Genomic DNA, 12293 nt, shown 5'->3' on the forward strand with positions numbered 1-12293 from the left:
TGACGGGGAAACTTACATAATAGTCGACACTGGCTTTCCGCGCAGCATAGGAAGCAAATGGTCCTCCGACGGGCAAGCTTCGTTCGTGACAAACTTGACTGATGCATCCAAAGACTGGCTGGCAACCTGCCTTGGCGTAACGGCGGACGCCATCAAGATTTCTGGGACGATGCCGGACGCCTCCACGAGCTACTACGCTACGACCGAGGTCGTTGGTTTTAAGTATAGCGTTAACGGTGCGGATGCAGTCTCTCTATTCATCGGCGACAGCACGAAGCTAAATGATATTCCAACGAACTCGGCGCCGACGCTTTCGGGTGTGCCGACGAGCGTGAACGTCGCGGAAGATGTTCAAAGCAACGTAGATCTGAGCGCAGCAACATTCGCGGATGCGGATGACAACAGCCTGACTGTGACGATTTCAACGACTTTGGGCAAACTGTACGCCACCTCAAGCGGCAATGTAACGGTGTCGGGCAGTGCCAGCACTTCGCTGTCGCTGACGGGCCTGGCAGCCGATATCAACACATATCTCGATACGGCAAGTAATATAACTTACACCACAGCCACCGATGGATCGGGGAATGGATACGCGACGCTGACGATACAGGCCTCGGACGGGACAGAAAGCCTTGCCAGCGACCCAACGGTAACAATCAATGCCACATCTACGCCTGATGTGACGGGAGTCACCTCCAGCACGGCGAACGGCTATTACAACGCGGGGGATGCGGTCAGTATTCAGGTGACCTTTGACGAGGCGGTGACGGTGAGCGGGACACCAACGCTGACGCTGGAAACGGGCGCCACGGATCGTGCGGCCAGCTATACCAGCGGCAGCACCTCAAATACGCTGAACTTCACCTATACCGTTCAGGCCGGCGACACCTCGGCGGACCTGGATTATACCGCGACCACGGCGCTTGCAGGAACGATCAAGAACAGTGGCAACTATGCCGCCGATCTGACGCTGGCATCGCCGGGCGCGACCGGGTCTTTGGGGGCCAACAAGGCCATCGTGATCGACACGACCAACCCCGTCGTAACCGACGCGCAAATCTCGCTGAGCGGGGCCACAGGCACAGGCGGCGTGTTCAAGGTGGGTGACACGGTCAAAGCCTCATGGAACGCGAGCAGCGGCAACGGCGACACCAACCTTTCGGCAACCCTTGGGTCGGTGAGTGTGAACTTCTCGGCCTTTGGCGGCGGCTCTGCCGTTGCGGCTTCGCTCAGCAGCAGCACCTGGAGCGCGACTTACACCATTGCCTCCACCAGCACCACAGGCGCAAACCTGAATGTCTCGGTCAAGGCGACCGATGCGGCGGGCAATACCACGACAACAACAGATACGAGCAACGCAACCGTCGACGCCATCGTCCCGATCGTAACAGATGCCAATATCTCCATAAGCGGCGCGACAGGCACCGAAGGCACCTTCAAGATTGGCGATACAGTCACCGCGACGTGGAACAACACTGAGGGAGGCGACAACAATACCGATCTCGCCTCGGTAACTGTCGATTTCTCGCAGTTTGGTGGAGGAATTGCGGTTTCGGCAAGTAACAGCAGCGGCACATGGACAGCGACCTATATCATCGCAGCGGGCGCAATTGACGCCACCAGCCGCAATGTGAGCGTGACGGCCGTTGATACAGCGGGCAACGCAACCTCCTCCGCCGATGCGACGAATGCCATTGTGGATAACGTCGCACCCTCCGTCGTTGATGGGGATATTGCTGTCACTGGTGGCACCGGGCCATCCGACGCTTTCAAGGCTGGCGACACCGTCACCGTGGCATGGACGGCAAACAATACCGATACGATTGATGTCGTGAAGGTCGATTTCTCTGATTTCGGAGGCGGAGCTTCCGTGACTGCGACCGAAAGCAACGGCGTGTGGACCGCGACATTCGATCTTTCCGCCGGCTCTTTGAAGAGTAGTAGCCTGGAACTCTCCGTCACAGCCTATGACGATGCGGGCAACCTTTTGGTGACGACCAAAGCGACGGTATATACAGCCAACACCCTAATTCCGACGGTGGAGGTCAGCGGTCCCACTGAGGTGGTAACTACGCGTTTCTCCGTTGCTATCGAGTTCAACGAGGATGTTTCCAGCGATCTGATTGCGTCCGAGTTGCGCATTGAGAATGGTTCTGTGGTCTCTGTAAGCGCAGTTGCCGGGTCTTCCTCGAAGTTTACAGCGGATATTGACCCTGTGTTGGGGCAAACCGTTCTCGTGCAGGTTCTTGCAGGAGCCGTCACGAACTCCGGGGGCAACCCCAATACGGCTTCGAACGAATTTACCGTGCTGGCGGGTTCACCTGCGGATGAATTCGAGAAGCACAAAGCCGAAATCAAGCGAGTGATCACCGATGATGCGACGCGTTCGCTGCGCAGTGCACTGGCCTCCAACCGCCGCATGGTGACGGGCGCGCGGGGGCGGTTTATCTCGCAACAGGCAGGCGGAGACACCGCGTCGATGAGCCAAATTGTGCCCTTCGACATTTCGGGCAAGTTTGACCTGGGCGCTGGTCGCCTCAGCACAAGCGGCACATTCTTTGGTCAAACGGGTGACTTCGAGGGCCGCTCGCGCCGCCTCGTCTTTGGCGACTTCGACGTCCAGCACGACAGTGCCACGGGTTCCACCACGGCCACTGTGAATGGCAAGGTCGCGTGGGAGCGCAAGACCTCGGACAAGACGATGCTGGGCTATTTCATCGGTGGTGAACTGGCGCATTCCAGCCTCGATGGCAGCTTCACGGGCGAGCAGGACCGCGTGGGCGTTTCGGTCGGCGGCTATGCGGTGCATCAACTGGCCGCGAACATCTACGCAGATGGTTTTGTCTCGATTGGTGCGGGCCGCAACAACCTCGATATGGCCAATGACGTGCTGGCTCTGACCAGCGATTACACCACGCGCACGGCCACGCTCGGGGGCGCTTTGTCGGGGGTTTATACGTTTGCGAAGTATGAGTTCCGTCCCGAACTGGCGTTCAGTTATGGCAAGACCTGGATTGGCAACGTGGGCTTTACAGGTCAGGCCTACGGGCTGGTGGATGACACGCTGAGCCTCGATGCGGGCAATGTGACGATCGCCAATCTGACACTTCGGCCCGAGGTGATCTGGGCGCTGGATGCGACGCGGGTGGCCAACAGCAACGCACAACTGAGCTTCGCGCCACGCCTTGTGTGCGAACGCGCGACGGCCACGACCACCACGCAAGATTGCGGCGCCGGTGCCGAGCTTGGCCTTACGGGCCACTCCGCAGACGGGCTGAGAAATGCCGCTATCCGCGTGATCGTGGACCGTGTCGGAGGCAGCACGCGCTCCAGCGTGGCGGTGAACCTCCAGCACAGGTTCTGAGCACCGCACAGATACCACGACCGAGGGCGGCCCCAGGGCCGCCCTTTTCCGTCGGCAGCGGTGCAGTATGAGCGGAGCCTTAACGCGACACAGGCTTGCCCTGCGTCCACGCAAATTCCTTGGCCGCCGGGGCCGCGTTCGTGACAGGTTCGTAACCGCGCCAAGGCTGGCCTCACGCCCGTTTCGATTACACGGGCGCTGCAAGGCGGTGCAGACAGCTGGTCCCCTTCCCAACCAGAATCAAGCTGATCTAGCAGGTCTATGGACACCACTCAGTCGCGCATATGATATTTATCCAAGGATGCGCCGGACCTCATGTCAGGCGAGGCAAAGCGTTACAAGCACCGGATACACCGCTTGCACAAGCCGCCCCAAAACAACGTTATCCATTGGAAATATTGGCGCACCCGACAGGATTCGAACCTGTGGCCTCTGCCTTCGGAGGGCAGCGCTCTATCCAGCTGAGCTACGGGTGCCTGAGGTTGCTCTTACCCGACTCGGGCGGCAGGGGCAACGGGTGAAAATCAGCCAAAGAACTCGTGGCAAAGTTCCAGCCCAGAGACCAGTGCATCGACCTCGGCGCGGGTGTTATACATCGCGAACGAGGCCCGCGCGGTTGCCGAAACCCCCATGTGCTGCATCAGTGGCATCGCGCAATGGGTGCCTGCGCGCACCGCAATTCCACGCTTATCAAGGATCGTCGAGATGTCATGGGCGTGCGCGCCCCCCTCGACCGTCAGCGAAAAGATCGCCCCCTTGCCGGCGGCCGTGCCTTGCACATGCAGCCAGTTCAGGCCTTCAAACCGAGACTGCGCATAGGCCGCCAGATCGGCCTCGTGGGCTGCGATATTGTCCATCCCGATCCCCATCAGGTAATCGAGCGCAACCCCCATCCCGATCTGCTGCACAATGCCCGGTGTGCCGGCCTCAAAGCGCATCGGCGGCGTATTATAGGTCACGGCGTCGCGCGTAACCGTGTCGATCATATCGCCGCCGCCAAGGAAGGGGCGCATCTCGGCCTGACGCTCGGGGCGGATATAGATCGCGCCCGACCCCGAAGGCCCGTAAAGCTTATGCCCCGTAATCGCGTAGAAATCGCACCCGATGTCGGCCACATCGACGGGTCCATGCACCGCCCCTTGCGAGCCATCAACCAGAACCGGCACGCCTTGCGCATGGGCGGCTTGCGTGATCGCTTTCACATCGACGCGGGTGCCGGTGACGTTCGACATCTGCGTGATCGCGACAAGGCGGGTTTTCGGGCCGATCGCCTCGATCACCTTTTCGGGCGGCAGCGATCCGTCGGCCTCGCATTCCACCCATTTCAGCACAACGCCCTGACGTTCACGCAAAAAGTGCCACGGCACGATATTCGCGTGGTGTTCAAGGATCGACAGAACGATCTCGTCACCCGGTTGCAGGCGCGGCGCGGCCCAGGCGTAAGAGACCAGATTGATCCCTTCGGTCGAGCCGGTGGTGAAGACGATGTCGCTCTCGTTCGGGGCATTCAAAAAGCGCTGAACGATCTGGCGCACGCCTTCGTATTTCTCGGTCGCAACATTAGAAAGGAAGTGCAAGCCACGGTGAACGTTGGAGTATTCCTCTTCATACATGCGCGTCATCGCGTCGATCACAACCCGAGGCTTCTGCGCCGAAGCCCCGTTATCGAGATAAACCAGCGGCTTGCCGTTCACCTTGCGCGAGAGGATCGGAAAATCGGCACGGATCTTTTCGACATCGAACATGCGAAGGGACTCCTCAGGAAGGCAGGGCGTCGACCGGAACAAATCCGGCCGATGACAGGAAGGCGCCCAGTATGAGGGCAGTCAGGAAAATCACTATAATCGCAGTGAATACGACGCCAGCGGCAACGCTGATGAGGTTGGTGAACCCGTGCAGCGCGGCGGTGAAATTCACCAGCAAATGCATCAGCAGCGCGATGATCGCGAAGCTTAGCGCGACAAGGGCGGTCATCGGGAAAAAGATCATCACGACGATCTGGATCGCCTGAATGACCGTCATCACGCCCTGCATCCATGCGCTCAGCAACAGCGCGTCGCGGAACTGCCCCGTGCCGCCAAAACGTCGCCCCATGAATGCCATCAGGAAGGCGATCACGACCGGCATCACAAATTGCATCGGCCCGAGCGTAAACGCCATATTGCTAAAGGGCACCCCCCCGCGCGAAAGGACCGTCAGAAGCCCCTCACCCACCGTGCCCAGAATGACCGAGGCGACAGCCACCAGCGCAACGCCGATCCAGCGCGCCTCGTTCGGCGGGTTCCACGCAATCAGCGCGCGCGCCACCTCTTGCGGCGCGACAACCGTCCGAAACACCAGTTTGCGCAGATCGAAGGGCATCATCAGAGAGTCTCCGGTTCGAACTCGGCCACGCGCAGGTTGGCGCCCCAGATCACCACGAACATGACGCCCGCGATGGCGCTTACCAACGATTGAGATAGCGGGTTATCGACGAAACCACCCACCAGCCCGTTCAAAAGCATAAACGGCCCGACCGCCAGAAGCGCCCAGAACAGCGCCATGCGCGCGCGGTAATGGCTCCCCTGCCCGCCAAGACTGCCGCAAACCCAATGGCTGATCGCGGCCAGCAGGTAGGCCAGCGGCATCAAGAGAAACACCGCCCCCATCAGCGCCCCCCCGATCCGCGCGTCCAGCGGGATCGACGGGTCCAGATGCGCCGCGCGGGCATGGATCGGCCATTGCGCGATGAACAGCAAAATCGCCGCCCCCACGAGCGTCGCCAGCGCCCGATCCTCGCGCGTGCCAGCGGCAAGGATCTCGCGCATGACCACGCGGGGGCTGCGCCAAGTGCGTAGGATGCGGGGGAAAATGCCCATTCTGCCCTCAGTCGCGGTGCCGGTTCAGCCAGGCCTCAAGCCGCGAGACGATCTCGTCGCGCAGCTCTTCGGCCTCGATCTCTTCAATCGCGTCGGCAAGGAACGAGAGCACCAAAAGCCCCTGCGCCTCGTCCAGCGGAACCCCGCGCGAACGCAGGTAAAACAGCGCCGTTTCGTCGATCGCGCCGGTGGTTGAACCATGCGAGCATTTCACGTCGTCGGCGTAGATTTCGAGTTCCGGCTTGGCAAGAAACTGGCTGTCGTCATCCAGCAAAAGCGACTGGCTGATCTGATAGCCATCGGTTTTTTGCGCGCCCTGCTTCACAAGGATCTTGCCCTGGAAGGTGCCGATCGCGCCGTGCTTGAGCACCTTTTTGAACACCTGACGGCTTTCGCCGCGCTCGGCCCCGTGGGTCACGAACACCGTGTCGTCGTGAAGGAAATCACCTGTCGCGCCATCGCCAAGCGCAGCGCCTGCGACGTGGGCTACCGCATCGTCGCCCACAATGTCGATCACGCATTCGTTGCGCGTCAGCGCGCCGTTCACCGTCAGGGTAAAGCTTTTGAACAGCGCACCTTCCGCGACGCGGGCGAAAATGCCGGTCACTGCGCGGCGCTCGTGGTCGCGGCCCTGCGCGCGGATATGGTGGAAGCGCGCGCCCTTACCGACATCAACCTCCATCACCTTGTTAAAGCGCGCACCCGCAGGCCCGTTCTCCAGAATGGTGATCTCGGCACCCTCTTCCAGCTTGATAACATGGTGGAGGATCGGGTCAGAAACCTCTGATTTATGGACATAAACCAGATTTACAGGCTTCGCGGCCTGACCCGTCACACGGATCAGAACGCCATCCGTCGCCGCCGCAGTATTGAGCACCGAAAAGGGGCGCGCGACGGGCGTCTGCCCTGCCGCCTCAAGCGCTCCATAAAGGCCGCTTGCCCAGTTCACCTCAGGCGCATCGGCCAGTCGCGAGATTTCAACCCCCGCCAATGCCAGATCGTCCGAAGCCTCTGCATCGAACACACCATCGACAAAGACCACCTTGAGCCGCTCCACCGCACCGAACAACGGCGCCTCATCGGTGATCTCGAACGCCTTGGCCGGAACCGGCGCGGGCGCGTTCAGCTCTGCCGGATTGGTCCAGCGCCAGTATTCATCGCGCCGCCCCGGCAGCCCCATCGCAGACAGCCGCGCCAGCGCATCCTTGCGCGCCGCGCCAAAGCCAGAAGCCGGAATGGCCAGCGCCTCAAGCCGCGTTTCCAGCGGCGATTTCTTTTCGAGAGCGGACATCAAGCGACCCCCTCGATGCCGTGTTCTTTCAGGATGTCGGCATAGCCGTTCTCTTCGACCTCAAGCGCAAGTTCCGGGCCGCCGGTCTTGATGATCCGGCCATCGGCCATGATATGCACCACGTCCGGTTTGATGTGGTCCAGAAGGCGCTGGTAGTGCGTAATTACAAGGAAGGACCGCCCCGCATCGCGCAGCGCATTCACGCCCTCGGCCACAAGCCGCATCGCGTCAACGTCCAGCCCCGAGTCGGTTTCATCAAGGATGCACATCTTCGGCTCCAGCATCGCCATTTGCAGGATCTCGTTGCGCTTTTTCTCGCCGCCCGAGAAGCCCACGTTGACCGGACGCTTCAGCATGTCCGCGTCGATTTTCAGCGTTTTGGCCTTTTCACGCACGATTTTCAGGAACTCGCCCGCCGAAAGCTCATCCTGCCCGCGCGCTTTGCGTTGCGCATTCACGGCAGTCCGCAGGAAGGTCATATTGCCGACGCCCGGGATCTCGACCGGATACTGGAACGCCAGGAACAGGCCCGCCGCCGCGCGCTCTTCCGGCTCCATTTCAAGGATTTCTTCGCCATCAAGCTCGGCCGAGCCATCCGTCACCTCATAGCCATCACGACCCGAAAGCACATAGGACAGCGTCGATTTCCCCGACCCGTTCGGCCCCATGATCGCATGGACCTTGCCGGTTTCGACGCTCAGGTTGACGCCCTTGAGGATGACCTTGTCATGTTCTTCAAGTTTGACGTGCAGGTTTTTGATTTCAAGCATCTTTTCGTCCTTCGGATCGGTCTTGCCCATTACAGCGGGCGCAAGAAGAGATTGATGATCTGTGCCAGCCGCTCGGGCGGCACGGGGGTTGGTTTCAGGTCGAACACAGCCATCCGCCCGACCATCTCGGTCGGGGCGCAGAACTCTTCAACCTCGTGATAGCGGTCGCGGCCCAGATAGTCGTCCCACAAGACGCGCACGGGCGCCTGAGTGCGAAACAGGGTCGCCATGAAACAGGCCGCGCGAAAGCGTCCGTCGATCAGCACGACATCGGGCTGCACGAACTCCTTGCGGTCCCAGATCGCCAGCGGATAGGCGGGCCAGCGGCGGAATTTGCTCTCGTCCACCGGATGCCCCCACTCGCGCGTGGGGCCGATGTCTCCGTGATGCAGGATCACCCGCGCGCGCGGCGGATGCGCCACGAAATAGCGCCCCATCGCATCGTGCCACGCCTTGTCGCTTTCGACGGAAAACACCGTCTTCCCAGCCATCTCGGCGGCCAGCACGGTCGAGCCACCCATGCCATATTCCAGAATACGGGTGGCTTGGGTATATTGCGCGCGCAAAAGCGCCGCCTCGGCCTCGGGCATGGTCAGCACGGGGCGCTCGGGCACCTCGGCGGCGGCCCAACCCGCACCTTCGGCGGCGTAGACAGGCAGGCGGTCCATCAGCACGACGCACCGCCTTTCGCGCGCGTCAGTTCTGACGGGTCGGCAGAGCAATCACCAATTCGCGGAACTTGAAGGTGTCCGGCTCGGTGTTGAGCAGTTGCATCTGCACCCAGCCCTCCCCGAAGAGGATGGTCGAGGTGACCGGAAACCACCACGCAAGGTTGTGGATCAGCGAAATCGCGATGAAAATCCCGATGGTCTGCGCGGTTTTGTGCACGCCCTTGGTGATGCGGAACATCTCGGCCAGAACGAAGGCGATCACCAGCGAAATCACACCGCTGAGCGCCAGATAGCCCAGATCGAACTCCGCATCCGCGCCCATCGGCGCAAGCGTGTTGCGCACGAACAGCCCGACCACAAGCGCAATCCCGCCAAGCGCAAAGGCGCCCACGATGCCCATCAGATAGGCAAAATTCCCCGCGATTTCGCGACTGCGCGTGATCCGCTTGCGCGGGGCGCGCGCGCCCGCGTCTACCTCTTGGTTGCCCACATGGAAGACAAGCCGCGTTTCGTGCAGATCCTTGCGCTGATCGAGGCGTTGCAGGCGTTCGGCAAAGCTTGTGTTGGAAATCGCCATCGGAAAATCCGTCCAGTTCTTGAGACTGAACCGATCCAACCCCCGAAACTTGCCCGAAATACGGCAAGAGCGAGGAAAATTGGCGATATGCAACCCGTGCGTGCATCAGCCGACCGAGCCCTCCAGCGAGATCGCTACAAGGCTTTGAGCTTCCATCGCAAATTCCATCGGCAGCGCTTGCAGCACCTCGCGGCAGAAACCGTTAACAACCAGCGCCACGGCCTCTTCCTCGTCCATCCCGCGCGAGCGGCAGTAGAAGAGCTGATCGTCATCGACCTTCGAGGTGGTTGCCTCGTGCTCGACGCGGCTCGAGTTATTCTTCACCTCGATATAGGGCACGGTATGGGCGCCACATTTGTCGCCAATCAGCAAGCTGTCGCATTGGGTATAGTTGCGCGAGTTCTTGGCCTTCGGGTGCATCGAGACAAGGCCGCGATAGGTATTTTGCGCCTGCCCCGCCGAGATCCCCTTCGAGACGATCCGCGATTTCGAGTTCTTGCCCAGATGGATCATCTTGGTGCCGGTATCTGCCTGCTGCCAGTTGTTGGTGATCGCGATCGAGTAGAACTCGCCCTGGCTGTCATCGCCGCGCAGAATGCACGACGGGTATTTCCAGGTGATCGCCGAGCCGGTCTCGACCTGCGTCCACATCACCTTGGCGCGGTCGCCACGGCAATCGGCGCGTTTGGTCACAAAGTTATAGATCCCGCCCTTGCCGTTCTCGTCGCCCGGGAACCAGTTCTGGACGGTCGAGTATTTCACCTCGGCGTCCTCAAGGATCACGATCTCGACCACTGCGGCGTGAAGCTGTGCGGTATCGCGCTTGGGCGCGGTGCAGCCCTCAAGATAGGACACATAGGCGCGCTCATCGCAGATGATCAGCGTGCGCTCGAACTGTCCGGTGTTTTCGGCGTTGATGCGGAAATAGGTCGACAGCTCCATCGGGCAACGCACACCGGGTGGCACATAAACGAACGAGCCATCCGAGAACACCGCCGAATTCAGCGTCGCGAAAAAGTTGTCCGACTGCGGCACGACCGAGCCGAGGTATTTCTTCACCAGCTCGGGGTGGGTCTTGATCGCCTCGGAGATCGGGCAGAAGATCACCCCCGCCTCGGCCAGCTTTTCCTTGAAGGTGGTGCCGACGGAAACGGAATCGAACACCGCATCCACCGCGACCTGACGCTCGCCTTCGACCATATCCTCGGCGCCTTCGACGCCTGCAAGAATAAGCTGTTCTTTCAGCGGGATACCCAGCTTTTCATAGGTCGCCAGCAGCTTCGGGTCCACCTCGTCCAGCGACTTCGGCTTCGTCTCCATGCTTTTCGGGCGCGCGTAGTAATAGATGTCCTGATAGTCGATCGGCGGGATGTTCAGGAGCGCCCAGTCAGGCTCGGTCAGCTCTTTCCAGCGGCGAAAGGCCGCCAGACGCCATTCAGTCATCCACTCGGGCTCTTCATTCTTGGCCGAGATCAGACGCACGATGTCTTCGTTCACGCCCTTGGGCGCGAATTCCATCTCGATCTCGGTCTCCCAGCCATATTTGTAGGAGCCCATATTCTGGACAGTTTCAACCGTTTCGCGGTCTACGCCGTCACGAACTTCCAGATCAGATGCCACGTCGTCTTCCTTCATCTCTCGGGGCCGTTACCCATGCCCCACGTCAATCTCATTTGCGCGCCAGCGCCTTGGCATGGGCCTTGCCCCAGCTCTCGGCGAACCGCAAGACCTGCTCGCGCGTGATCCCCGGTCCCAGCGACACGCGCATCGCGCAGGCCGCCTGGTCTTCGGGCCAGCCCATCGCGCGCAGCACACGGCTGGCGCGCACCTTGCCCGACGAACAGGCAGAGCCAGCCGACACAGCGAATCCCATCAGATCCATCCGCATCACCTGCGTCTCGCCCTTCCATCCCGGAGCTATCACCGAAAGCGTATTGGGTAGGATGGACGGGCCTTCGCCCCCATCGCCTGCCTGTATCCCCGATGTCTCCCACCCCGGAAAATAGAGCCTTTGCCCCGCCTCTTCCAGTGCTGTTTTTAGAATATTTCTAATTTCAGCGATTTCTTCCCAAAGCCCTGCCTCCAGATCGCGCATCGCGGCTTTGGCGGCAGCGGCAAACCCGACCGCGCCCAACAGGTTTTCGGTGCCCGCGCGGCGCCCCATCTCCTGCCCGCCGCCCTTAAGCTGCGCCGAAATATCGGTGCCGCGGCGCAGGACCAGCGCACCCACACCCTTTGGCCCGCCAAGCTTATGCGCAGACACTATGCCGCAGGTCGCCCCCATCCAGTTAAAGGCGAAAGGCACCTTTCCGAAGGCTTGCGTCAGATCCGAAAGCCACAATCCCTGCGGCAAATCCTGAATCACGCCGGTTTCGGAATTGGCCAGTTGCAGCGCCGATTGCGCCGGATCAGGCGCCGAAACACGGCCAAACCCGTCCACCGCCAGATCGGTTTCGCACCATGACGACACCGCATCATGTTCGATTTCGGCCGCATGAATCCCGCGCCCCGACAACGCCAAAGCCGCCGCCTCGGTCGCGCCGGAGGTGAACACGATGTCCTGCCCGTCCGCGCCCAAAGCCTCGGCCAGATCGGCGCGCGCGCGTTCCAGCGCGGACTTGGCCGCGCGCCCTTCGGCATGAACCGAGGACGGGTTGCCGACAATATCCATGGCCGCAACCATTGCCGCCCTGGCCTCGGGCCGCAGCGGGGTCGTCGCGTTCCAGTCAAGATAAAGCCGCTCCATCGCGTGCCTTTCACTC

General features: G+C 61.0%; 10 protein-coding genes and 1 tRNA gene. 1 reads left to right on the forward strand and 10 read right to left on the reverse strand.

All coding sequences use genetic code 11. The features are described from left to right. Positions 1 to 94: 94 nt before the first annotated feature. Positions 95 to 3364, forward strand: coding sequence for a beta strand repeat-containing protein (locus RYZ20_RS02740; RefSeq protein ID WP_317670335.1), 3270 nt, complete (start codon positions 95 to 97; stop codon positions 3362 to 3364). A 399-nt stretch (positions 3365 to 3763) separates the two neighbouring features. On the opposite strand, the gene RYZ20_RS02745 is transcribed toward RYZ20_RS02740, so the two are convergent. The 10 genes from RYZ20_RS02745 to RYZ20_RS02790 all read right to left on the reverse strand — a co-directional run bounded on the left by RYZ20_RS02745 (position 3764) and on the right by RYZ20_RS02790 (position 12277). Next, positions 3764 to 3840 (reverse strand) — tRNA-Arg (locus RYZ20_RS02745). A gap of 48 nt (positions 3841 to 3888) precedes the next feature. After that, positions 3889 to 5109 (reverse strand): cysteine desulfurase, encoded by a 1221-nt coding sequence (locus RYZ20_RS02750; RefSeq protein WP_317670336.1) that lies wholly within the window; start codon positions 5107 to 5109, stop codon positions 3889 to 3891. 13 nt (positions 5110 to 5122) lie between these two features. Beyond that, complete coding sequence (locus RYZ20_RS02755) at positions 5123 to 5728, reverse strand: Yip1 family protein (RefSeq protein ID WP_317670337.1); 606 nt, start codon at positions 5726 to 5728, stop codon at positions 5123 to 5125. Beyond that, complete coding sequence (locus tag RYZ20_RS02760; RefSeq protein WP_317670338.1) at positions 5728 to 6222, reverse strand: YIP1 family protein; 495 nt, start codon at positions 6220 to 6222, stop codon at positions 5728 to 5730. The genes RYZ20_RS02755 and RYZ20_RS02760 overlap by 1 nt, the downstream gene beginning before the upstream one ends. A gap of 7 nt (positions 6223 to 6229) precedes the next feature. Continuing rightward, the gene (locus RYZ20_RS02765) at positions 6230 to 7516 is read right to left on the reverse strand and encodes a SufB/SufD family protein (protein ID WP_411572309.1); all 1287 of its coding nucleotides are present in this window, start codon (positions 7514 to 7516) and stop codon (positions 6230 to 6232) included. After that, entirely contained in the window at positions 7513 to 8283 is a 771-nt protein-coding gene (sufC, locus tag RYZ20_RS02770; protein ID WP_317670340.1) for a Fe-S cluster assembly ATPase SufC, read from the reverse strand. The genes RYZ20_RS02765 and sufC overlap by 4 nt, the downstream gene beginning before the upstream one ends. A gap of 29 nt (positions 8284 to 8312) precedes the next feature. Next, entirely contained in the window at positions 8313 to 8951 is a 639-nt protein-coding gene (locus RYZ20_RS02775) for an O-methyltransferase (RefSeq protein WP_317671320.1), read from the reverse strand. A 28-nt stretch (positions 8952 to 8979) separates the two neighbouring features. Beyond that, the gene (locus tag RYZ20_RS02780) at positions 8980 to 9570 is read right to left on the reverse strand and encodes a hypothetical protein (RefSeq protein WP_317670341.1); all 591 of its coding nucleotides are present in this window, start codon (positions 9568 to 9570) and stop codon (positions 8980 to 8982) included. A 66-nt stretch (positions 9571 to 9636) separates the two neighbouring features. After that, a complete protein-coding gene (gene sufB / locus RYZ20_RS02785; protein WP_317670342.1) occupies positions 9637 to 11151 on the reverse strand; it encodes a Fe-S cluster assembly protein SufB in 1515 nt (504 codons plus the stop codon). 49 nt (positions 11152 to 11200) lie between these two features. Continuing rightward, entirely contained in the window at positions 11201 to 12277 is a 1077-nt protein-coding gene (locus tag RYZ20_RS02790; protein WP_317671322.1) for a cysteine desulfurase family protein, read from the reverse strand. Positions 12278 to 12293: the final 16 nt, after the last annotated feature.

This window comes from Pseudothioclava alba (assembly GCF_033100795.1).
Taxonomy (GTDB): domain Bacteria; phylum Pseudomonadota; class Alphaproteobacteria; order Rhodobacterales; family Rhodobacteraceae; genus Pseudothioclava.